This is a genomic window from Pseudomonas sp. LAMO17WK12:I10, from assembly GCF_900215185.1.
GTDB lineage: Bacteria > Pseudomonadota > Gammaproteobacteria > Pseudomonadales > Pseudomonadaceae > Aquipseudomonas > Aquipseudomonas chlororaphis.
On sequence record NZ_OBDX01000014.1, the window covers coordinates 23627 to 46682 of the forward strand.

The window sequence follows — 23056 nt, forward strand, 5'->3', positions numbered from 1 at the left end:
CTCCTCTAGCAAATCAAGGAGGTAGTCTAACGGCTGTGCACACTTGATATGGAAATGGTATCAGCCATCTGATGAAGCTTTACCGTCGGGGGTCACTTCCCCAACGCGCTTTTCCAGTTGTCGCAGGCGTCGCGCGAGATCATCGAGCTGACGGATGCGTGCCGCGCTTTTGCGCCACTCGGCAGCAGGCTGCATGGCTGTACCGGAAGAGTAGGCACCCGGCTCAGTAATCGAGTGGGTCACCATGGTCATCCCGGTCAGGAAAACGTTGTCGCAAATATCGATGTGGCCAACCAGCCCGACACCGCCGGCGAGCATGCAGTGCTTGCCGATCCGGGTGCTGCCGGAAATTCCGACACAGGCTGCCATGGCGGTGTGATCACCGACCTGGACGTTGTGGGCGATCTGAATCTGGTTATCCAGCTTCACGCCATTGCCGATGACGGTATCGGCCAGCGCACCGCGATCGATAGCGGTATTCACACCGATCTCGACATCATCGCCAATGGTGACACCGCCAATCTGCGCGATCTTCTGCCAGATGCCCTTCTCGTTGGCGAAACCGAAACCTTCGCCGCCCAGTACCGCACCAGACTGAATGACCACACGCTTGCCGATACGCACATCGTGATAAAGCGTCACGCGCGGAGCCAGCCAGCCGCCCTCGCCGATCTGGCAACGAGCACCGATAAAACAATGAGCACCGATCGTGACGCCCGCGGCGATTTGCGCGCCGCTCTCGACGACCGCAAACGCGCCAACACTGGCCGTTGCGTCGACCACAGCATCCTCGGCAATGACCGCAGTCGGATGAATGCCGGCCGGCGCCTTGGGCTTGGGATCGAACAGGTGGGAAATCCGCGCGTACGACAGGTAGGGATCGGCCACGACCAGGGCATCACCGGCATAACCTTCGGCATCCGCCGCCTTCAGCAACACGGCACCCGCCTGGCTATCAGTCAGATACTTACGGTATTGGGGATTTGCCAAAAAGCTCAACTGAGCTGGGCCAGCCTCCTGCAAGGTGGCTAGCCCAGTGATTTCTTTCTCTGCGGAGCCACGCAGGGTAGCTCCGAGGAACTCGGCCAGCTGGCCGAGCTTTATAGTCGCTGTCATGGGTTACTTCAGCTGATTCATGCGCTCGATAACCTGGCGAGTGATGTCGTACTGAGGTTTGACATCAATCACTGCGCCACGCTCGAACACCAGGTCAAAACCACCTTTCTTGATGACTTCTTCCACGGCGCTGTCCAGTTTCGGCTTCAGTTGCTTGAGCATTTCACGATCGGCAACGGCCTTGGCTTCGTTCAGTTCCTTGGACTGGAACTGGAAGTCACGGGCTTTCTGCTTGAATTCGAGTTCCAGGCGCTCACGCTCGCCTTGCTGCATCTTGTCGCCACCGGCAACCAGACGATCCTGGATGCCCTTGGCGCTGCTTTCCAGGGTTTTCAGCTTGTTCAACTGCGGGCCGAACTTCTTCTCGGCGTCCACTGCGTATTTCTTCGCAGCATCGGATTCCAGCAGTGCCATCTGATAGTTCAGCACGGCGATTTTCATGTCGGCGAAGGCCGGACCTGCTACCAGGACAGTCGCCAGGAGAACCAATTGAGTCAACTTACGCACGATGCACTCCTACAAAATCCATTGTCGTTATCTTGGGTCGGACTCTTAGAAAGTCTGACCGAGGGAGAATTGGAACACCTGGGTTTCAGCGTCGTCAGGTTTCTTGATCGGCATCGCCAGAGCAAAGCTTAGCGGGCCCAGAGCGGTTACCCATGTCACGCCGACACCCACGGAACTGGCCAGATTGCTCAGGCTGATGTCGTTACACTGTGTATTGGACGGTGTGCCGTTGGTGTTGGTGGTCTTCTCGCACTTGGAGTCGAATACGTTACCCACATCCCAGAACACGGAAGTCCGCAGCGAACGCTGATCCTTGACGAACGGCATCGGGAACAACACCTCGACCCCCCCCTGGATCAGCACGTTGCCACCGAATGGCAGGGCATCCTGGTCCGGGTCAAGCGAGGTACCGGCGTTGCCTGTCGTACCCACACCACGACTCGGAGTACTGCGAGGACCCAAGGTGCTGTCCTTGAAACCACGAACCGAATTGAAACCACCAGCATAGTAGTTTTCATAGAACGGCAAGCCGTCGGTCGAACCATAACCGTCGCCATAACCCAGCTCGGTGTGCAGGCGCATGGTGTAGGTATCGGTCAGCGGCTGGAACAACTGGCCACGGTAGTCGAGCTTGAAGAACGACAGGTCGCTACCTGGAGTAGTGGCTTCCAGCACCAGGCTTTGGGAATGACCACGGGTCGCCAGGACACCTTTGTTCAGGGTCGACTCGGACCAGCCGGCCGAAGCCTTGAAGTTCAGGTAGTTGTCGCCTTCGCGGTTCACGAAGTCGAAGATTTCATCGACGGTATAACGACCGGTCTTGATCTTGTCTTGCTGCGCGGTCAGGCCGAAGGTCAGACGCGAAGTCTCGCTGATCGGGTAACCAACGCTGACGCCGGCACCCAGGCTGTCTACCGCATAGCTCGCCACGTCGACATCGAGGTCGTCGTAGTCAGTGGTGCGATAGAACGCGTTATAACCCAGGCTCACGCCATCGGCAGTCCAGTAGGGGTCGACATAACCGAAGTTGTAACGGCTCTGGTATTCGCTGCGGGTCAGGCCAATGCTGACCTTGTTACCGGTACCCAGGAAGTTGTTCTGGGTGATCGAACCACCAAGGATCAGACCGGCACTCTGGGCGAAACCGACGCTGGCGGTAATCGAACCGGAAGCCTGCTCTTCTACTGCGTAATTGACGTCTACCTGGTCGTCGACACCTGGCACAGCCGGGGTTTCAACGTTGACTTCCTTGAAGAAGCCCAGACGCTCCAGACGGGTCTTGGACTGGTCGATCAGGTAAGTCGAAGCCCAGCCACCTTCCATCTGACGCATTTCGCGACGCAGCACTTCGTCCTCGGACTTGGTGTTGCCGCGGAAGTTGATGCGGTTCACATAGGCACGCTTGCCCGGATCAACCACGAACGTGATATCGACCGTGTGGTCTTCGTCGTGCGGCTGCGGAACGCCGTTGACGTTGGCGAAGGTATAACCCTCGTTACCCAGGCGGCGGGTGATCAGCTCGGAAGTGGTGGTCATCAATTTACGCGAGAACACCTGGCCCTTCTCGACCAGCAGCAGCGACTTGACCTGGTCTTCAGGCACTTTCAGGTCACCGCTGAGCTTCACGTCACGAACGCTGTACTTCTCGCCTTCGTTGACGTTCACAGTGATGTAGACATGCTTCTTGTCCGGGGTGATCGAAACCTGGGTCGAAGCGATATCCATATTGATATAGCCACGGTCCAGGTAATAGGAACGCAGGCGCTCCAGGTCACCGGACAGCTTCTCACGCGCATACTTGTCGTCGTTCTTGAAGAACGACAGCCAGTTGGTGGTTTTGAGTTCGAACAGTTCGACCAGGTCTTCGTCCGGGAATACGGTGTTGCCCACGACGTTGATGTGCTGGATGGCAGCGACGGTGCCTTCGTTGATATTGACCTTCAACGCCACACGGTTGCGCGGCTGCGGAACCACTTCGGTATCGACGGTGGCCGAGTAGCGGCCCTGGGCAACATACTGGCGCTGCAGTTCGTTACGCACACCCTCAAGGGTCGCACGCTGGAAGATTTCGCCTTCCGCGAGACCAGATTGCTTGAGACCTTTCATCAGGTCTTCAGTGGAAATCGCCTTGTTGCCTTCGATTTCGATACTGGCGACGGATGGACGCTCGACTACCGTGATGACCAGGACATTGCCATCGCGGCCCAGCTGGATATCTTGAAAGAAGCCGGTTTTGAACAGCGCACGAGTGGATTCCACCAGACGACGATCGTCCGCCTGCTCACCGACGTTCAGCGGCAAGGCCCCAAAGACGCTACCCGCGGAGACCCGCTGGAGGCCGTTGACGCGGATATCGGAGATAGTGAAGGACTCGGCGTGAACTTCGGCGATCATCAATACGGAGAGAACCGCAGTTAGCAGCAGACGTTTCATGAAGTCCTTTCTTATTCCAACTGGCAATAAAGAAACTGCCGCAAAATGCGGCAGATTCGCAATTCAGCGAAGCGTTACAGACGACCCAGATCGTTGACCAAGGCAAGCAACATCACCCCGACCACCAAGCTGATACCGATCTGTATCCCCCAACCTTGCACCCGATCCGACAAGGGACGACCACGCGCCCACTCGATCAGATAAAACAACAGATGCCCCCCATCCAGTACAGGAATGGGCAGCAAGTTCAGAACCCCTAGGCTAATACTCAGATAAGCAAGGAAATTCAAGAAATCAGCAACGCCCGACTGGGCAGAAGCGCCCGCCACTTTAGCAATGGTTATCGGTCCACTCAAGTTTTTTACCGAGAGCTCGCCGAACAACATTTTCTTCAGTGAGTCGAGGGTCAGCACGCTCATGGTCCAGGTACGCCGGGCACCTTCACCAATCGCAGCCAGCGGACCATAACTGACCTCGCGAAGCATTTCCGGCGGCCAATCGACTGCCTTCACCCCAGCCCCCAGATAACCACTGGCAACTTTCTCTTTACCACGCGCTGCCAAGGTCACCGGGACGTCGATTTGAGCACCATCACGCTCGACGCGCAGCACAATTTTGGTATCAGGACGTACACGCACCCAGTCGACGACCTGCTGCCAATCGGTCAGCGCCTGACCATCCAGCGCCAGCAAACGATCGCCGGTTTTCAGGCCAGCCGCCTGGGCCGGGCCTTTCGGGTCAAGCTCGGCCAGAACGGGGGCGAGCTCCGGACGCCAGGGGCGAATCCCCAGGGAACGAATAGGATCCGGCTCATCGGTCCCCTTGAGCCAATTGTCGAGCACCAGCTCGCGGGGCGAGTCGGCAGTCGAACCCTGCTCGCGAACCAACAACTGCAAGGTGCCGCTTTCGCCCAGACGCCGAACCAGCTGCAGGTTGACCGCCGACCACCCCACGGTGGGTTCGCCATCGATTGCAACAATTTCCTGGCCGGAACTCAGGCCTGCCTTCGCGGCAATGCTTCCAGCCTCGACACTGCCGATGACCGGACGTACCTGCTCGGTACCGAGCATCGCCAGCCCCCAAAAGAACACCAGCGCCAGCAGGAAGTTGGCGACAGGACCGGCGGCAACGATGGCGATACGCTGGCGCACCGACTTGCGATTGAACGACTGATCAAGCTGATCGACAGGTACTTCACCTTCGCGCTCGTCGAGCATCTTCACGTAGCCGCCCAGCGGAATGGCGGCAATCACGAACTCGGTACCCTGGCGGTCATGCCAACGCAGCAGCGGCATGCCGAAGCCCACGGAGAAACGCAGAACCTTGACGCCGCAACGACGCGCCACCCAGAAGTGACCGAATTCATGGAAGGTGACCAGCACACCCAGGGCGATCAGGGTGCCGACAATCATATAGAGCGCGCTCATCTACTTTCTCCGCAATCCTATCCAGTGCCGATACGCTCAGGCTTGTCGCAATCCTTACCGGCCGTTGCGACCCAGCCACTGCTCAGCCAGGGCACGGGCTTTGGCGTCCGCCGCGAACACGGCGCTCAGTTCATCGACTGCAACAACCGGTTCGAGGCTTAAAACTTCTTCGATGATACTCGCGATCTCGGGGTAGCGGATGCGCCGTTCGAGAAACGCGGCAACAGCCACCTCGTTGGCTGCGTTCAACATGGCCGGAGCGCTGTTGCCAGCTTCCGCGGCCTGGCGCGCCAAACGCAAGCAAGGGAACCGCCCTTCATCAGGCGCCTGGAAGTCCAGGCGTGCCACGGCGAACAGATCCAGGGGCGGCACGCCGGAGTCGATCCGCTCCGGCCAAGCCAGGGCATTGGCGATCGGCGTGCGCATATCCGGGTTGCCCAACTGGGCCAGCACCGAACCGTCCACGTAGTCGACCAGCGAATGAATCACGCTTTGTGGATGAATCACCACCTCGACCTGGGCGGGCTTGGCATCAAACAACCAGCACGCCTCGATCAGCTCGAGGCCTTTGTTCATCATGCTGGCCGAATCGACGGAAATCTTGCGCCCCATGGACCAGTTAGGGTGGGCACACGCCTGCTCGGGCGTTACCTGCTCCAGTTCGGCTAGCGGAGTTTGGCGGAACGGGCCACCGGATGCGGTCAGCAAAATACGCCGCACCCCCACGTTGCTCAACCCACGGGAAAAGTCCGCAGGCATGCACTGGAAGATGGCGTTGTGTTCACTGTCGATAGGCAGCAATACCGAACCACTCTTGCCCACCGCCTGCATAAACAGCGCGCCGGACATGACCAGTGCTTCTTTATTGGCCAGGAGAATTTTCTTGCCGGCCTCGACGGCAGCCAGGGTCGGACGCAAGCCCGCAGCACCGACGATAGCCGCCATGACCGCGTCGACTTCAGGGTCGGACGCCACCTCACACAACCCCTCCTCGCCCACCAGTACACGGGTGCGCGAACCGGCATTGCGCAAGTCTTCCTGCAAGCTGCGCGCAGCAGCGATATGCGGGACGACGGCAAAACGGGGAGCGTGACGGATGCACAGCGCCAGCAACTCAGCCAGACGACTGAAACCGCTCAAGGCGAAGACCTGATAACGCTCGGGATGACGGGCAATGACATCCAGCGTACTGAGGCCGATAGAGCCGGTGGCTCCGAGAACCGTAATCTGCTGTGGGCGACTCACAATGCAGCCATCCACAACAACACGGCAAATACCGGAATGGCCGCGGTCAGGCTGTCGATACGATCGAGCACGCCACCATGCCCCGGCAGCAGGTTACTGCTGTCCTTAATCCCGGCCTCGCGCTTGAACATGCTTTCGGTCAGGTCGCCGACCACCGAGATGAACACCACGATAGCCGCTCCGAGCAAGCCGAGGATGATCTGCCCAACGGACCAGCCCGCAACCAGACCGACCACCGCGGTGATCACCAGGCTCAGCAACAAGCCGCCGTACACGCCCTCCCAGCTCTTGCCCGGGCTGACCTGCGGCGCCAGCTTGCGCTTGCCGAATGCCTTGCCGGAGAAGTAGGCGCCGATATCAGCGCCCCAGACCAGCACCATCACCGCCATGATCAACCAGTTACCCAAAGGCTGCTGCTTGATGAAGACCAGGCCTTGCCAGGCCGGCAGCAGAATCAGCAGACCGATCACCAGCTTGGCCGCGGCGCCGGCCCAATGCTCACGGGTACGCGGATAGGTGAGCACCAGGAAAGTCGCCAGCCCCCACCAGAGCACCGCAGCACCCAGCACCCAAGGCGCGATACCTGGCAACAGCTGCATCAGGAACAACAGCGCAGCGACCACTACTGCATAGGCAATACGGGTCGACTGAGCCTCGAAACCCGCCAGGCGCGCCCATTCCCAAGCCCCGAGGGTCACCACCAGCCCGATAAACAGGGCGAAGGCGGAACCTTCGAGCAGGAAAAAACCGCACAAGGCGATCGGCAGCAGGATCAGCGCAGTAATGATTCGTTGTTTGAGCATTAAACCCGGGCTCCAGCTTCGACCTGCTCGCTCGTTTTACCGAAGCGGCGCTGGCGAGAAGCGTAATCGGCCAGCGCAGCGCGCATGGCATCGTGTTTGAAGTCCGGCCAGAACAGGTCGGAGAAGTACAGCTCGGCATAAGCCAGCTGCCAGAGCAGGAAATTGCTGATGCGGTGCTCACCACCCGTACGAATGCACAGGTCCGGCAATGGCAGGTCGCCAGTCGCCAGGCAGGTTTGCAACAACTCAGGGGTAATGTCCTCAGGACGCAGGTGCCCCGCCTGAACTTCCCGCGCCAGGCGCTGAGCGGCCTGGGCGATATCCCACTGACCGCCATAGTTGGCAGCGATCTGCAGAATGAAGCGGTCACTACCCGCAGTCATCGCCTCCGCCTCGCGCATTGCCGCCTGCAACTCAGGATGGAAACGCGAACGATCACCAATGATGCGCAGGCTGATGTTGTTTTCGTTGAGGCGTTTGGCCTCGCGACGCAATGCCTTGAAGAACAGGTCCATCAAGGCACTGACCTCATCGGCCGGCCGCTGCCAGTTTTCACTGGAGAAGGCAAACAGGGTCAGCACCTCGACCTTGGCTTCGGCACAGACCTCGATCACTGCCCGCACGGCATCCACACCCGCCTTGTGCCCGGCGACGCCGGGCATGAAGCGTTTTTTCGCCCAGCGATTGTTGCCATCCATGATGATCGCGACATGGCGCGGCACCGAGGACGGCGCACTCTGCTTGGTCTTGTCCATTTAAAGCCCGACCCTTATACGGCCATCAGGTCCTTTTCTTTTTCGTCAGTTGCCTTAGCGATCTGAGCCTCGAACTCTTTGATCAGCTTGTCGATCTCAGCACCGGCGCGACGCTCTTCGTCTTCACTGATTTCCTTGTCCTTGGACAGCTTCTTCAGATCACCCAAGGCATCGCGACGAATATTGCGCACAGCGACCCGGGCATCTTCAGCAGCAGCACGCGCCTGCTTGGTGAAGCCTTTGCGGGTTTCTTCAGTCAGCGGCGCCATTTTGATCAGCAACAGCTCGCCAAGATTGGTCGGATTGAGGTTCAGGCCAGCACTACCAATGGCCTTGTCGATTGCCCCAAGCATGTTGCGCTCGAATGGCACCACCTGCAGGGTCTGAGAGTCTTTCACGGTAACGTTGGCCACACCGCTCAATGGGGTGTCAGTGCCATAGTAAGGCACCATCACGCTACCCAGGATGCTCGGGTGCGCCTTGCCGGTGCGGATCTGGCCGAACGCGTGAGCCAGCGACTCCAGGGACTTCTTCATGCGCTCTTGAGCGTCTTTCTTGATTTCGTTGATCATTGTTCGCCTTCCTCGATCAGGGTTCCTTCAGCGCCGCCATGCACGATGTTCAGCAGGGCGCCGGGCTTGTTCATGTTGAATACGCGCAACGGCATCTTATGGTCGCGGCACAGGCAGATCGCCGTCAGATCCATGACACCCAGCTTGCGATCCAGTACTTCATCGTAGGTCAGATGATCGAACTTCTCGGCATGCGGGTCTTTGAATGGGTCTGCGGTGTACACACCGTCAACCTTGGTTGCCTTGAGCACTACGTCGGCATCGATCTCGATCGCCCGCAAGCATGCTGCGGAGTCGGTCGTGAAGAACGGGTTGCCGGTACCGGCAGCGAAGATCACCACTTCCTTGGAGTTCAGATGGCGCATCGCCTTGCGACGGTCATAGTGATCAGTCACACCCACCATGGAAATGGCCGACATGACGATCGCCGAGATATTCGCACGTTCCAGCGCGTCGCGCATGGCCAGGCCGTTCATCACAGTGGCCAGCATGCCCATGTGGTCGCCTGTTACCCGATCCATGCCCGCCGCGCTGAGCGCCGCACCACGGAACAGGTTGCCACCACCGATGACCAGGCCGACCTGAACACCGATGCCCACCAGCTGGCCAACTTCCAGCGCCATGCGATCGAGCACCTTAGGGTCGATCCCGAACTCTTCCGAGCCCATCAGGGCCTCGCCGCTAAGCTTGAGTAGAATGCGTTTATAGCGAGCTTGATAACCACTGCCCTGCTGAGCCATTGCGAATCTCTCCTGCGGCGTATTTTAAAAATTCTCTGCAAGCTGTTTGCAGCCTGCGTTCACTCTAGCTTGACGCTGTCACAGCGCCATCAGAACACGACTTTGTAAACCGGTTCCGAAGGCAACCCAATAAATTGGTTACCCCATTTGAAAAGAGGCTGCGCGCGTGAGCGGGCAGCCTCTTTCGGGCGACAGTTGAAAAACCGTCTTACTGTTGCTTGGCAGCAGCCAGTTGTGCGGCAACTTCTTCAGCGAAGTTGTCTTCTTTCTTCTCGATGCCTTCACCTACCGCGAAGCGGGTGAACGAAACGATTTCTGCGCCGCCTTTCTTGGCCAGGGCACCTACGGTGATTTCTGGATCCTTGACGAAAGCTTGCTCTACCAGGCTGGCTTCGGCCAGGAACTTGCTGATACGACCACCGATCATTTTCTCAACGATTTCGGCTGGCTTGCCTTTCATCTTGTCTTCGTTCAGCTGCAGGAACACGGCTTTTTCGCGCTCGATGGCTTCAGCGGACACTTGCGATGGCAGCAGGAACTCAGGGTTGCTTGCAGCCACGTGCATGGCGATATCCTTGGCCAGTTCCACGGAACCGCCTTTCAGGACAACCGCAACACCGATCTTGTTACCGTGCAGGTAAGTACCGACCACGTCACCTTCAACGCGAGCCAGACGACGGATGTTGACGTTCTCGCCAGTCTTGCCAACCAGAACCAGACGATCGGCTTCTTGAGCTTCGATCAGCGGAGCGGCATCGGTCAGCTTGTCAGCGAAAGCTTTTTCCACGCTGGCAGCAACGAATGCCTTGAAATCGTCTTGCAGAGCCAGGAAGTCGGTCTGCGAGTTGACTTCCAGCAGAACGGCGGCTTTACCGTCGTCCTTGATGGCGATGGCGCCTTCAGCAGCGATGTTGCCTGCTTTCTTGGCAGCCTTGATGGCGCCCGAAGCGCGCATGTCATCAATGGCTTTCTCGATGTCGCCGCCAGCCTTGGTCAAGGCTTTCTTGCAGTCCATCATGCCTTCGCCGGTACGCTCGCGCAGTTCTTTAACCAACGCCGCAGTAATCTCTGCCATTTTCAAATTCCTCTTGGATAGGTTTTCAACCATTCCACCCGACTCAACGGGCGATCAATTCTTGAGCTGCGCTCTCGAAAACCCTTGATAGCCGCCACACATGACAAGAACTGCAGGGGCGCCATCGGTAAATGATTTTCGAGGTGGCAAAAAGGGGGCCTAGCCCCCTTTTTGCGTACTGAGTAAACGCTAAGCGTCAGTTACTCAGGCTTCAGCTGCCGGCGCTGGAGCGTCTTCAGCGAATACTTCGGTGCCACCAGCAACGTTGTTGCGGCCACGGATCACGGCATCAGCCATCGAACCCATGTACAGCTGGATGGCGCGAATGGCGTCATCGTTGCCTGGGATGATGTAGTCAACGCCTTCCGGGCTGCTGTTGGTATCGACAACGCCGATGACCGGGATGCCCAGCTTGTTGGCTTCGGTGATCGCGATGCGCTCGTGGTCAACGTCGATCACGAACAGTGCGTCAGGCAGACCGCCCATGTCCTTGATACCACCCAGGCTACGATCCAGCTTTTCCAGATCGCGAGTGCGCATCAGCGCCTCTTTCTTGGTCAGCTTGGCGAAGGTGCCGTCTTCCGACTGAACTTCCAGGTCACGCAGACGCTTGATGGAAGCACGGATGGTCTTGTAGTTGGTCAGCATGCCGCCCAACCAGCGGTGATCGACGTACGGCGAACCGCAACGTGCTGCTTCTTCAGCAACGATCTTGCCAGCGGAACGCTTGGTGCCGACGAACAGAATCTTGTTTTTGCCCTGGGCCAGACGCTCTACGAAAGTCAGAGCTTCGTTGAACATTGGCAGGGTTTTTTCAAGGTTGATGATGTGAATCTTGTTACGCGCGCCGAAAATGTACTTGCCCATTTTCGGATTCCAGTAACGGGTTTGGTGACCGAAGTGCACACCGGCCTTCAGCATATCGCGCATGTTGACTTGGGACATGATAGTTCCTTAATAAGTCGGGTTAGGCCTCCACGTATCCCAATGACCAACCAACAGCTTGTGCTGAGGGCACCCAGGTCATCGTGTCGACACGTGTGTGGGTTTAGGCTTTTCAGGGCATCCCCGGAAAGCGGCGCATTTTATACCACAAGAAGGGTAAAAACGGAACCCGGATTCTCATTTCCCCCGGAGGGCTTTTTTGCTCCCCCTTGGAATCGGGCCAGAATGCTCCACTGTTATAGAAAGAAGCGACGCACAGAGCCTCAGATTTGCCCCGGGGCTCTGTTAGAATCGCACCTTTGAGGCTTTTGAAAGCGCGGCGACCCCACAACGGGATCTGCCTCCGATACACCGTTTTCAAGCCATTCTGTGTTTATCCGCGCCACTGAGCGTCAAGAGAGCCTGTATGACCGTCACCCTCAAAACTCCCGAGGACATCGCAAAAATGCGTGTCGCCGGCAAACTGGCCGCCGAAGTGCTGGAAATGATTGCCGAGCATGTCAAACCCGGCGTGACCACCGAAGAGCTGGACCGCATCTGCCACGATTACATCGTCAATGTGCAGCATGCGATTCCCGCACCGTTGAATTACAAGGGTTTCCCCAAGTCCATCTGCACCTCGATCAACCACGTGGTGTGCCACGGCATCCCGAACGAGAAGCCGCTGAAGGATGGCGACACCCTGAACATCGACGTCACCGTCATCAAGGACGGCTACCACGGCGATACCAGCCGCATGTTCCACGTCGGCACCGTGCCGGTCTGGGCCGAGCGCCTGTCGCAGGTCACCCAGGAATGCATGTACAAGGCCATCGAACTGGTGAAGCCGGGCTGCCGCCTGGGCGACATCGGCGAAGTCATCCAGAAGCACGCTGAAAAGAACGGTTTCTCGGTGGTGCGCGAGTTCTGCGGCCACGGTATCGGCAAGGTGTTCCACGAAGAGCCGCAGATCCTGCACTACGGCCGCGCCGGCACCGGCATGGAACTGAAAGCCGGCATGACCTTCACCATCGAGCCCATGATCAACCAGGGCAAGGCCGACACCAAGGTGCTGGGCGACGGCTGGACCGCGATCACCAAGGACCGCAAGCTCTCCGCGCAGTGGGAACACACCCTGCTGGTGACCGAGACCGGCTACGAGATCTTCACCCTGCGCAGCGATGACACCATCGCGCGCGTCTCGGCCTGATCCACGCAGCTGCGCCCCTACCTATAGATAGAAAGGAAAGCCAATCGATGCCGCAGGTGGATCCCGAATTGTTCGACCGCGGCCAGTTCCAGGCGGAACTGGCCCTGAAGGCAAGCCCTATCGCTGCCTTCAAGAAAGCCATTCGTCAGGCACGCGAAGTGCTCGACGAGCGCTTTCGCAGCGGACGGGATATCCGCCGGCTTATCGAGGACCGCGCCTGGTTCGTCGATAACATCCTGCAAAAGGCCTGGGACCAGTTCGACTGGAGCGACGACGCCGACATCGCCCTGGTGGCGGTCGGCGGCTACGGTCGCGGCGAGCTGCACCCCTACTCGGACATCGACCTGCTGATCCTGCTGGGCAGCGCCGACCACGAGATTTTCCGCGATTCCATCGAACGCTTCCTGACCCTGCTCTGGGACATCGGCCTGGAAGTCGGGCAAAGCGTGCGCTCGGTGGAGGAATGCGCCGAAGAGGCCCGCGCCGACCTGACGGTGGTTACCAACCTGATGGAAAGCCGCACCATCTGCGGCCCCGAACGCCTGCGCCAGCGCATGCTCGACGTCACCAGCACGGCGCACATGTGGCCGAGCAAGGACTTCTTCCTGGCCAAGCGCGCCGAACAGAAAGCCCGGCACCACAAGTACAACGACACCGAATACAACCTGGAACCCAACGTCAAAGGCTCGCCCGGCGGCCTGCGGGACATCCAGACCATCCTCTGGGTCGCCCGTCGCCAGTACGGCACGCTGAACCTGCGGGCCCTGGCCGGCGAAGGCTTCCTGGTGGAAAGCGAGAACGCGCTGCTGGCCTCGTCCCAGGAGTTCCTGTGGAAAGTCCGCTACGCCCTGCACATGCTCGCCGGGCGCGCCGAAGACCGCCTGCTGTTCGATCACCAGCGCTCGATCGCCAAGCTGCTGGGGTTCGAGGGCAACGATGCCAAGCAGGCCATCGAAAGCTTCATGCAGCAGTACTACCGGGTGGTGATGAGCATCGCCCAGCTCAGCGACCTGATCATCCAGCATTTCGAGGAGGTCATCCTCGCCCCGGAAGACGAAGCACCGCCGCAGCCGATCAACTCGCGCTTCCAGCTGCACGACGGCTACATCGAGGCGATCAACGCCAACGTGTTCCGCCGCACGCCGTTCGCCATGCTGGAAATCTTTGTGCTCATGGCCCAGCACCCGGAGATCAAAGGCGTACGCGCCGACACCATTCGCCTGCTGCGCGAAAATCGCCACCTGATCGACGACGATTTCCGCCACGACATTCGCAATACCAGCTTGTTCATCGAGCTGTTCAAGTGCGAGATCGGCATCCACCGCAACCTGCGGCGGATGAATCGCTACGGCATTCTCGGGCGTTATCTGCCGGAGTTCGGCCATATCGTCGGACAGATGCAGCACGACCTGTTCCACATCTATACGGTCGACGCCCACACCCTGAACCTGATCAAGCACCTGCGCAAACTGCAGTACACCCAGGTTTCGGAGAAATTCCCGCTGGCCAGCAAGCTCATGGCCAAGCTGCCCAAGCCCGAGCTGATCTACCTCGCCGGGCTCTACCATGACATTGGCAAGGGCCGGCACGGTGACCACTCGGATATCGGCGCCGTGGACGCGGAAGCCTTCTGCATCCGCCACCAGTTGCCGCTGTGGGACACCCGCCTGATCGTCTGGCTGGTGCAGAACCACCTGGTGATGTCGACCACCGCCCAGCGCAAGGACCTGTCCGACCCGCAGGTCATCCATGATTTCGCCCAGATCGTGGTCGACCAGACCCGCCTGGACTATCTCTACGTGCTGACGGTTTCCGACATCAACGCGACCAACCCGACGCTGTGGAACTCATGGCGCGCCAGCCTGTTGCGCCAGCTCTACACCGAGACCAAGCGCGCCCTGCGCCGCGGCCTGGAAAACCCAGTGGACCGCGAAGAGCAGATCCGCCAGACGCAAAGCGCGGCCCTGGACATCCTGGTCCGCGCCGGCACCGACCCGGACGACGTCGAGCAGCTCTGGGCGCAACTGGGTGACGACTACTTCCTGCGCCACACCGCCGGCGATGTGGCCTGGCACAGCGATGCGATCCTCCAGCAGCCGGCCGACGGCGACCCGCTGGTGCTGATCAAGGAAACCACCCAGCGCGAATTCGAGGGTGGCACGCAGATCTTCATCTACGCCCCGGACCAGCACGATTTCTTCGCTGTGACCGTGGCCGCGATGGACCAGTTGAACCTGAACATCCATGACGCCCGGATCATCACTTCGAGCAGCCAGTTCACCCTCGACACCTATATCGTGCTCGATAACGACGGCGGCTCGATCGGCAACAACCCGCAACGCGTCAAACAGATCCGCGACGGCCTTACCGAGGCCCTGCGCAATCCTGACGACTACCCGACCATCATCCAGCGTCGGGTACCGCGTCAGCTCAAGCATTTCGCCTTCCCGCCGCAAGTGACTATCCACAACGATGCCCAGCGCCCGGTCACCGTGCTCGAACTGAGCGCTCCCGATCGCCCCGGCCTGCTGGCGCGCATCGGCAAGATCTTCCTGGAGTTCGACCTGTCGCTGCAAAACGCCAAGATCGCGACCCTGGGCGAGCGCGTGGAAGACGTGTTCTTCATTACCGACGCGCACAACCAGCAACTGTCCGATCCCCAGCTGTGCAGCCGACTGCAGGACGCCATCGTCGAACAGCTGAGCGTCAGCCACGAACCGCCTACCGCCTTGACGCGCCTGAACTTCTGACCACGCGCCACGACCCGCTTTGAGTGAGACACCGCACCGATGAACAACGCTCTGAACCAGCTGCAGCCCTACCCGTTCGAGAAACTCCGCGCCCTGCTCGGCGGCGTCCAGCCCAACCCGGCCAAGCGCCCTATCGCGCTGTCCATCGGCGAACCCAAGCACCGCTCGCCGAGCTTTGTCGCCGAGGCCCTGGCCAATAACCTCGACCAGATGGCCGTGTATCCGACGACCCTGGGGCTTCCAGCCCTGCGCGAAGCCATTGCCAGCTGGTGCGAACGGCGTTTTGGCGTGCCCGACGGCTGGATCGACCCGGCACGCAACGTGTTGCCGGTCAACGGCACCCGCGAGGCGCTGTTCGCCTTCACCCAGACCGTGGTCAACCGCGGCGACGACGCACTGGTGGTCAGCCCGAACCCCTTCTATCAGATCTACGAAGGCGCGGCCTTCCTCGCCGGCGCCAAGCCGCACTACCTGCCGTGCCTGGATGAAAACGGCTTCAATCCGGATTTCGACGCGGTACCGGCCGAGATCTGGCAGCGTTGCCAGATCCTGTTCCTGTGCTCGCCGGGCAACCCGACCGGCGCGCTGATCCCGATCGAAACCCTGAAGAAACTCATCGCCCTGGCCGACCAGTACGATTTCGTGATCGCCGCCGACGAGTGCTACAGCGAGCTGTACTTCGACGAACAGACCCCGCCACCCGGCCTGCTCAGTGCCTGCGCCGAGCTGGGACGCCAGGACTTCAAGCGTTGCGTGGTGTTCCACAGCCTGTCCAAGCGCTCCAACCTGCCGGGCCTGCGCTCCGGCTTCGTCGCCGGCGACGCGGAGATCCTCAAGGGCTTCCTGCTGTACCGCACCTACCATGGCTGCGCCATGCCGGTTCAGACCCAGCTGGCCAGCATCGCCGCCTGGAACGACGAAGTGCATGTGCGCGCCAACCGCGCGCTGTATCGCGAGAAGTTCGATGCGGTGCTGGAGATCCTGGCGCCGGTACTCGACGTGCAACGCCCGGACGGCAGCTTCTACCTGTGGCCGAACGTGGCGGGCGACGACACGGCGTTCTGCCGCGACCTGTACGAACAGGAACATGTGACCGTGGTGCCGGGCTCCTACCTGTCACGCGACGTCGACGGCAGCAACCCGGGAGCCGGTCGGGTGCGCATGGCCCTGGTGGCGCCATTGGCCGAATGCGTGGAGGCCGCCGAGCGGATCCGCGATTTCGTTCAGCGCCGTAAATAACTCACGCCCCTGTAGAAGCGAGGCTTGCCCGCGATAGAGATAACGCCGTACAGCTGAAACACTGCGTTATCGTTCATCGCGGGCAAGGACTGGGCGTCCCCCTGCTCCTACAGGAAGGCAGGTGCTATTTCACCTGCCCCAGATTGGCCTCGCTGAGGTCCAGCTCGCCCAATATCTCGCGTAGCACGTCGTCACCGATCTGGTGCTGACGGCTCAACCGATACAACTCCAGCCGCTGCGCCCGCAGCGCCTTCAAACGCAACTTACGCTCCAGCAAGTCCATCTGAAACGCCAGCGCCTGGGCTTCGGCGGAATCGTTGAACACCTCCAGTTGATGGCGATACTCCGACATCAGCCGCCCCTTGAGCTCGGTGGCCAGCGCCGCCTGGGCCGCATCCGGCGAGTTGGCTCCATCGGCCACTTCCTCGGCCTCCAGGGCATGGATCGCCGCCTCGGCGGTTTTGCGCCAGGCATCGCGCACTTCGGCATGCCGCTTCTCGTCAGGACTCTTCTGGATGCCCCGCAGCAAGAGCGGCAAGGCGATACAAGCGGCCACCAGCGACAACAGGATCACCCCGGCGGCAATGAAGATCAGCAGGTCGCGCTCGGGAAAAGCCTCGCCCGCTCCCAGCAACAGCGGCACCGACATGACGCCCGCCAGGGTCACCGCCCCGCGCACCCCGCCCACCGTCAGCAACCAGCAGGAGCGCGCGGTCGGCACCAGGGTCAGCTCCCCCTTGCCGCGCCAGCGGCGCAACAGACCGGACAGGCGCCAGATGCTTTGCACCCAGATGAACCGCAGCACCAGCAATACCAGGAAGATCGCGCCCACATCCAGGCAGCGATAGAACAGGGTCGGCCACAAGGTGGTTTCGTGGCTGACCACGGCCTTGATGATGTCCGGCAGTTGCAGGCCCAACAGCAGAAAGATCAGGCCGTTGAAGGCGAACTCCAGCAACGACCAGACACTGCGGTTGAGCAAGCGGGTGCTGGTCTGCCGGGGCAACAGATCGAGCCAGCTCTGCATCATCCCCGCCGCCACCGCCGAGAGGATGCCCGAGGCTCCCAGGCGCTCGGCCAGCACGTAGGCGGCGAACGGCAGCAACAGCATGAACACCACATGGGTCGCCGGGTCGTCCCAGCCGCGGGCGATCATCCAGGCCCGCAAGCGCCCCACCAGCCAGCTCAGGGCCACGCCGACCGCCAGGCCGCCGACGGCCACCAGGACAAACGTCAGGCTGGCATTGGCCAGGGAAAACACCCCGGTCACGGCCGCCGCCAGGGCGAACTTGAAGGTCACCAGGCCGGAGGCGTCGTTCATCAGCGCCTCGCCTTGCAGCATGTGCATCAAGGGCGTCGGCAGACGGTTCTGGGAAATCGCCGAGACCGCCACGGCGTCGGTCGGCGACAGCACCGCCGCCAGGGCGAAGGCCACCGGCAAGGGAATGGTCGGCAGCAACCAGTGAATGAAATAACCGGCCCCCACCACGGTGAACAGTACCAGGCCCACGGCCAGGGTCAGAATCGGCCCGCGCAGGCGCCACAGCTCACGCTTGGGCATGCGCCAGCCATCGGAGAACAGCAGCGGCGGCAGGAACAGGAACAGAAACAATTCCGGGTCCAGGGCCACGTGCAGCCCCAGGGTGGGCCAGGCCAGCAAGGCTCCAGCGGCGATCTGCAGCAGCGGCAACGGCAACGGAATTACCCGTCCGACCAAGCGCGAGAGACTCACCAGCATCAGCAGGATAAGGACGGTATAGGCGGTTTGCATAAAGCGGTTTTCCCAATCGATCAACAGCGGACTTCAGGCAACAGGTTACCGTCGAAGTGCCATATTAGCCGCTTAAGCTGGGGCCTCGCCGCTGCACAAAAGTCGCAAGCGGCCCATGCCGCTGTCACACAAAGCTACAAAGCCGGGCCTTCGCCGACGCCGAACCGGCGCGGGCATGGCATAATCCGTGACCTTTAACTCCAGCATCTCAAAAGGGGGCAATTCCTTGACCGCTTCAAGCAAAACGTTGCACCTTTTCGGCATCAAAGCCTGCGACACCATGAAAAAGGCGCGCACCTGGCTCGATGAACACGCTGTCAGCTATGACTTCCATGACTACAAAGCGGCCGGAATCGACCGCGAACACCTGGTCCAGTGGTGCAACGAGCACGGCTGGCAGGTGGTGCTGAACCGTGCGGGCACGACCTTTCGCAAACTCGATGACGAACGCAAAGCCGATCTCGACCAGGCGAAAGCGATCGAACTGATGCTCGCGCAACCTTCGATGATCAAGCGCCCGGTGCTCGATCTCGGCGACCGAACCCTGATTGGCTTCAAGCCCGATATCTACGCGGCAGAAATCAAATAACGCCTGCCCGCTCAATTTTGTAAGAGGTAACAGCATGTCCACTACCCTGTTCAGCCTGGCCTTTGGTGTCGGCACTCAAAACCGTCAAGGCGCGTGGCTGGAAGTGTTTTACGCCGCGCCCCTGCTCAAGCCGTCCGCGGAAATCGTTGCCGCCATCGCCCCGGTGCTGGGTTACAGCGAAGGCAACCAGGCCATCACCTTCACCACCGCCCAGGCCGCAGAGCTGGCCGACGCCCTGAAAAGCATCGACGCCACCCAGGCCGCGCTGCTGACCCGCCTGGCCGAGAGCCACAAGCCGCTGGTCGCCACCCTGCTGGCCGAAGACACCCAGTTGACCTCCACCCCGGAGGCCTACCTGAAGCTGCACCTGCTGTCCCACCGCCTGGTCAAGCCGCACGGCCTGAACCTGGCCGGGATCTTCCCGCTGCTGCCGAACGTGGCCTGGACCAACCAGGGCGCGGTCGACCTCGGCGAACTGGCCGAGCGTCAATTGGAAGCCCGCCTGCGTGGCGAGCTGCTGGAAGTGTTCTCGGTGGACAAGTTCCCGAAAATGACCGACTACGTGGTACCGGCCGGCGTGCGTATCGCTGACGCCGCGCGTATCCGCCTGGGCGCCTATGTGGGCGAAGGCACCACGGTGATGCACGAAGGTTTCGTCAACTTCAACGCCGGCACCGAAGGCCCGGGCATGATCGAAGGCCGGGTGTCCGCTGGTGTGTTCGTCGGCAAGGGTTCGGACCTGGGCGGCGGTTGCTCGACCATGGGCACCCTGTCGGGCGGCGGCAATATCGTGATCAAGGTCGGCGAAGGCTGCCTGATCGGCGCCAACGCCGGTATCGGTATCCCGCTGGGCGACCGCAACACCGTGGAATCGGGCCTGTACGTGACCGCCGGGACCAAGGTGGCGCTGCTGGACGAGAACAACCAGCTGGTCAAGGTGGTCAAGGCCCGTGAGCTGGCCGGCCAGCCTGACCTGCTGTTCCGTCGCAATTCGGAGACCGGTGCCGTGGAGTGCAAGACCCACAAATCGGCCATCGAACTGAACGCAGCGCTGCACGCTCACAACTAAGCGTCACGCCCCTCTACCTGTAGGAGCGAGGCTGGCCCGCGAAACTTTGGGTTGCCTCGAAGGCCCCTTGGCGGGCAGCCTCGCTCCTACCGGTTACAGGTCCGGCGTATACCCGCCCATGTTCACCAGGGCCCGATAGCATGATGATTCCTTCTCCCTGGCGTGCCGACTTCCCGGCCATCGCCGCCCTGCAACGGCAGGACCAGACCTACCTGGACAACGCCGCCACCACGCAAAAACCCCAAGCCCTGCTGGACGCCCTGGCGCACTACTACGCCAATGGCGCGGCCAATGTGCATCGCGCGCAGCACCTGCCTGGCGCTCACGCCACCCAGGCGTTCGAGAACAGCCGGCACAAGGTGGCGCAGTGGCTGAACAGCGGTGACAGCGGGCAGATCATCTTTACCCACGGCGCGACCTCCGCGCTGAACCTCCTGGCCTATGGCCTGGAACACCAATTCAACCCGGGCGACGAAATCGTCATCAGCGCCCTGGAGCATCACGCCAACCTGCTGCCCTGGCAGCAACTGGCGCACCGTCGCGGCCTCAACCTGGTGGTACTGCCGCTGGACGACGACGGCCTGATCGATCTCGACGCCGCGGCCCGCCTGATCGGCCCGCGCACCCGGCTGCTGGCCGTCAGCCAGCTGTCCAACGTGCTCGGTGCCTGGCAGCCCCTGCCGCAGTTGCTGGCCCTGGCCAAGGCGCACGCCGCCCTGACCGTGGTCGACGGCGCCCAGGGCGTGGTCCACGGCCGCCACGATGAGCAGGCGCTGGGCTGCGATTTCTATGTGTTCTCCAGCCACAAGCTCTACGGCCCGGACGGCGTCGGCGTGCTGTACGGGCGCACCGAGGCGCTGCAAGGCCTGCGTCACTGGCAGTTTGGTGGCGAGATGGTCCAGCAGGCCGAATACCAGCACGCCAGCTTCCGCCCCGCCCCGCTGGGTTTCGAAGCCGGTACTCCACCGATCGCCAGTGTGATTGGCCTGGGCGCGACCCTGGATTACCTCAGCGGCCTCGACCAGGACGCCGTCAGCGCCCATGAAGCTGCGCTGCACGCCTACCTGCTGCATGGCCTGCTGGCCCGCAAAGGCCTGCGCCTGCTGGGCAAGCCGCAGCTGGCGCTGGTCAGCTTCGTGGTCGATGGCGTGCACAACGCCGACCTGGCTCACCTGCTGACCGAACAGGGCATCGCCGTGCGCGCCGGGCATCACTGCGCCATGCCGCTGCTGAAAAGCTTCGGCCTGGCCGGGGCGATCCGCGTATCCCTGGCGCTGTATAACGACTCCGAGGACCTGGAACGCTTCTTCGAGGCCCTCGATCAGGCACTGGAGCTGTTGCGATGAGCCTGCCCGCCGAGGCCCTGGCGGCCCTCGACAGCTTTCAGGGCGCTCCCGGTTGGGAACAGCGCGCGCGCTTGCTGATGCAATGGGGCGAACGCCTGGCGCCGCTGAGCGACGCCGACAAGGTCGAGGCCAATCGGGTGCATGGTTGTGAAAGCCAGGTCTGGCTGGTGGGCACCTTGCAGGACGGCCACTGGCAGTTCGCCGCCAGTAGCGATGCACGCCTGATCCGTGGCCTGGTGGCCCTGCTGCTGGCGCGGGTCAACGGCTTGTCCGCCGAGGAACTGCAACGGGTGGACTTGCCGGACTGGTTCAATCAACTGGGCCTGTCGCGCCAGCTGTCGCCGTCGCGCAGCAATGGGCTGAACGCGGTATTGCAGCGGATGCGCGAGCTGGCTGGCACGCGCTGACGCTGGTCGACACAACCGCTGAGCCTGGATAAGACACGGAGCTGTGTAGCCGCTGCCGCAGGCTGCGATCGACTCCGCAGGAGACGTGCTCTTCAGGACCTCGCAAGCCCCTTCGGGCCTTATCGCAGCCTGCGGCAGCGGCTACAGGGGTTTGACTCTGTCCGCCGGGCGCCGCACACCGGCCACCAGCTTGTCCACCGCCTTGGTCGCCGCAACCATGCCGAAGGTCGCGGTCACCATCATCACCGCGCCAAAACCGCCGGCGCAGTCGAGCTTCACGCCATCGCCGACAAAGCTCTTCTGCAGGCAGATGCTGCCGTCCGGTTTAGGGTAGCGCAGCTGCTCGGTGGAAAACACGCAAGGCACGCTGTAGTGGCGGGTCACGGTGCGGGAAAAACCGTAGTCGCGACGCAGGGTCGAACGCACTTTCGAGGCCAGCGGGTCGTTGAAGGTCCGGTTCAGGTCGCAGACCTGGATCAGTGTCGGGTCGATCTGCCCGCCCGCGCCGCCGGTGGTGATGATCTGGATCTTGCGCCGCTTGCACCAGGCGATCAGTGCCGCCTTGGCGTTGACACTGTCGATGCAGTCGATCACGCAATCGATGTTCGGCGTGATGTATTCGGCCATGGTCTCACGGGTGACGAAGTCCGCCACCGCATGCACGGTGCAGGCCGGATTGATCCCGCGCAGGCGCTCGGCCATGACCTCGACCTTGGCTTTGCCAACCGTGCTGTCCAGGGCATGCAACTGCCGATTGCTGTTGCTGACACAGACGTCGTCCAGGTCGAACAGCGAGATCTCGCCCACGCCGCAACGGGCTATGGCTTCCGCCGCCCAGGAGCCGACCCCGCCGACCCCGACGATCGCCACATGGGCGGCGCGCAAGCGTTCCAGCCCCTCGATACCATACAACCGGGCGACGCCAGCAAACCGCGGATCTTCTGTACTCATGACCATTACCCCAAAAACCGGCGCGCATTATAGGGCCGATGCCCGCCAAGAGCATCTTTGCCCTATGAATGGCAGTCAGGGCTGCTTTAATGAGGGAACAATCTGAAAATTCCGGCGCCGAGAACTT

Annotated in this window: 20 protein-coding genes; 7 read left to right on the forward strand and 13 right to left on the reverse strand. The window is 61.1% G+C overall.

Annotated elements, in window-relative coordinates:
* Positions 1 to 60: 60 nt before the first annotated feature.
* The 11 genes from lpxD to rpsB all read right to left on the reverse strand — a co-directional run bounded on the left by lpxD (position 61) and on the right by rpsB (position 11618).
* The gene (lpxD, locus tag CRO75_RS16440) at positions 61 to 1116 is read right to left on the reverse strand and encodes a UDP-3-O-(3-hydroxymyristoyl)glucosamine N-acyltransferase (RefSeq protein ID WP_085529951.1); all 1056 of its coding nucleotides are present in this window, start codon (positions 1114 to 1116) and stop codon (positions 61 to 63) included.
* A gap of 3 nt (positions 1117 to 1119) precedes the next feature.
* Complete coding sequence (locus CRO75_RS16445; RefSeq protein WP_007924063.1) at positions 1120 to 1623, reverse strand: OmpH family outer membrane protein; 504 nt, start codon at positions 1621 to 1623, stop codon at positions 1120 to 1122.
* A 45-nt stretch (positions 1624 to 1668) separates the two neighbouring features.
* Positions 1669 to 4056 (reverse strand): outer membrane protein assembly factor BamA, encoded by a 2388-nt coding sequence (gene bamA / locus CRO75_RS16450; protein WP_009042387.1) that lies wholly within the window; start codon positions 4054 to 4056, stop codon positions 1669 to 1671.
* 74 nt (positions 4057 to 4130) lie between these two features.
* The gene (gene rseP, locus CRO75_RS16455; RefSeq protein ID WP_097136840.1) at positions 4131 to 5483 is read right to left on the reverse strand and encodes a sigma E protease regulator RseP; all 1353 of its coding nucleotides are present in this window, start codon (positions 5481 to 5483) and stop codon (positions 4131 to 4133) included.
* Between the two features lie 54 nt (positions 5484 to 5537).
* Positions 5538 to 6728 (reverse strand): 1-deoxy-D-xylulose-5-phosphate reductoisomerase, encoded by a 1191-nt coding sequence (gene ispC, locus CRO75_RS16460; RefSeq protein WP_097136842.1) that lies wholly within the window; start codon positions 6726 to 6728, stop codon positions 5538 to 5540.
* The gene (locus tag CRO75_RS16465; RefSeq protein WP_097136844.1) at positions 6725 to 7531 is read right to left on the reverse strand and encodes a phosphatidate cytidylyltransferase; all 807 of its coding nucleotides are present in this window, start codon (positions 7529 to 7531) and stop codon (positions 6725 to 6727) included. Before CRO75_RS16465 ends, ispC begins: the two co-directional genes overlap by 4 nt.
* Positions 7531 to 8286, reverse strand: coding sequence for a polyprenyl diphosphate synthase (uppS, locus tag CRO75_RS16470; RefSeq protein WP_007924072.1), 756 nt, complete (start codon positions 8284 to 8286; stop codon positions 7531 to 7533). Before uppS ends, CRO75_RS16465 begins: the two co-directional genes overlap by 1 nt.
* A gap of 14 nt (positions 8287 to 8300) precedes the next feature.
* Complete coding sequence (gene frr, locus CRO75_RS16475) at positions 8301 to 8858, reverse strand: ribosome recycling factor (RefSeq protein ID WP_007924074.1); 558 nt, start codon at positions 8856 to 8858, stop codon at positions 8301 to 8303.
* On the reverse strand, positions 8855 to 9598 hold the full coding sequence (gene pyrH, locus CRO75_RS16480; RefSeq protein WP_007924076.1) for a UMP kinase: 744 nt from the start codon (positions 9596 to 9598) through the stop codon (positions 8855 to 8857). Before pyrH ends, frr begins: the two co-directional genes overlap by 4 nt.
* A gap of 208 nt (positions 9599 to 9806) precedes the next feature.
* The gene (tsf, locus tag CRO75_RS16485) at positions 9807 to 10673 is read right to left on the reverse strand and encodes a translation elongation factor Ts (protein ID WP_009042383.1); all 867 of its coding nucleotides are present in this window, start codon (positions 10671 to 10673) and stop codon (positions 9807 to 9809) included.
* A 204-nt stretch (positions 10674 to 10877) separates the two neighbouring features.
* Entirely contained in the window at positions 10878 to 11618 is a 741-nt protein-coding gene (gene rpsB, locus CRO75_RS16490; RefSeq protein WP_007924078.1) for a 30S ribosomal protein S2, read from the reverse strand.
* A gap of 406 nt (positions 11619 to 12024) precedes the next feature.
* Here rpsB and map point away from each other — a divergent pair, with 406 nt between their 5' ends.
* Genes map through dapC form a run of 3 tightly spaced genes read left to right on the forward strand, consistent with a single transcriptional unit; the run spans position 12025 to position 16796 of the window.
* Positions 12025 to 12807 (forward strand): type I methionyl aminopeptidase, encoded by a 783-nt coding sequence (map, locus tag CRO75_RS16495; protein WP_097136846.1) that lies wholly within the window; start codon positions 12025 to 12027, stop codon positions 12805 to 12807.
* Between the two features lie 47 nt (positions 12808 to 12854).
* Positions 12855 to 15557, forward strand: a complete 2703-nt coding sequence (locus tag CRO75_RS16500) for a [protein-PII] uridylyltransferase (protein WP_097136848.1) — start codon at positions 12855 to 12857, stop codon at positions 15555 to 15557.
* A 39-nt stretch (positions 15558 to 15596) separates the two neighbouring features.
* Positions 15597 to 16796 carry a succinyldiaminopimelate transaminase gene (gene dapC / locus CRO75_RS16505; RefSeq protein WP_085529946.1) on the forward strand — a complete coding sequence of 400 codons (1200 nt, stop codon included), beginning with the start codon at positions 15597 to 15599 and terminating at the stop codon, positions 16794 to 16796.
* Between the two features lie 124 nt (positions 16797 to 16920).
* Here dapC and CRO75_RS16510 read toward each other — a convergent pair whose 3' ends face one another.
* Positions 16921 to 18567 carry a Na+/H+ antiporter gene (locus CRO75_RS16510; protein ID WP_062823542.1) on the reverse strand — a complete coding sequence of 549 codons (1647 nt, stop codon included), beginning with the start codon at positions 18565 to 18567 and terminating at the stop codon, positions 16921 to 16923.
* A 226-nt stretch (positions 18568 to 18793) separates the two neighbouring features.
* Here CRO75_RS16510 and CRO75_RS16515 point away from each other — a divergent pair, with 226 nt between their 5' ends.
* The 4 genes from CRO75_RS16515 to CRO75_RS16530 all read left to right on the forward strand — a co-directional run bounded on the left by CRO75_RS16515 (position 18794) and on the right by CRO75_RS16530 (position 21978).
* On the forward strand, positions 18794 to 19156 hold the full coding sequence (locus tag CRO75_RS16515; RefSeq protein ID WP_009042378.1) for an ArsC family reductase: 363 nt from the start codon (positions 18794 to 18796) through the stop codon (positions 19154 to 19156).
* A gap of 34 nt (positions 19157 to 19190) precedes the next feature.
* Positions 19191 to 20225: a 2,3,4,5-tetrahydropyridine-2,6-dicarboxylate N-succinyltransferase gene (gene dapD, locus CRO75_RS16520; RefSeq protein WP_085529943.1), complete on the forward strand. Its 1035-nt coding sequence runs from the start codon at positions 19191 to 19193 to the stop codon at positions 20223 to 20225.
* Positions 20226 to 20365: 140 nt separating this feature from the next.
* Positions 20366 to 21571 (forward strand): cysteine desulfurase, encoded by a 1206-nt coding sequence (locus tag CRO75_RS16525; RefSeq protein WP_097136850.1) that lies wholly within the window; start codon positions 20366 to 20368, stop codon positions 21569 to 21571.
* Positions 21568 to 21978 carry a SufE family protein gene (locus CRO75_RS16530; RefSeq protein ID WP_062823544.1) on the forward strand — a complete coding sequence of 137 codons (411 nt, stop codon included), beginning with the start codon at positions 21568 to 21570 and terminating at the stop codon, positions 21976 to 21978. The genes CRO75_RS16525 and CRO75_RS16530 overlap by 4 nt, the downstream gene beginning before the upstream one ends.
* A gap of 141 nt (positions 21979 to 22119) precedes the next feature.
* Here CRO75_RS16530 and tcdA read toward each other — a convergent pair whose 3' ends face one another.
* Positions 22120 to 22929, reverse strand: coding sequence for a tRNA cyclic N6-threonylcarbamoyladenosine(37) synthase TcdA (gene tcdA, locus CRO75_RS16535; protein ID WP_162270014.1), 810 nt, complete (start codon positions 22927 to 22929; stop codon positions 22120 to 22122).
* Positions 22930 to 23056 lie beyond the last annotated feature (127 nt).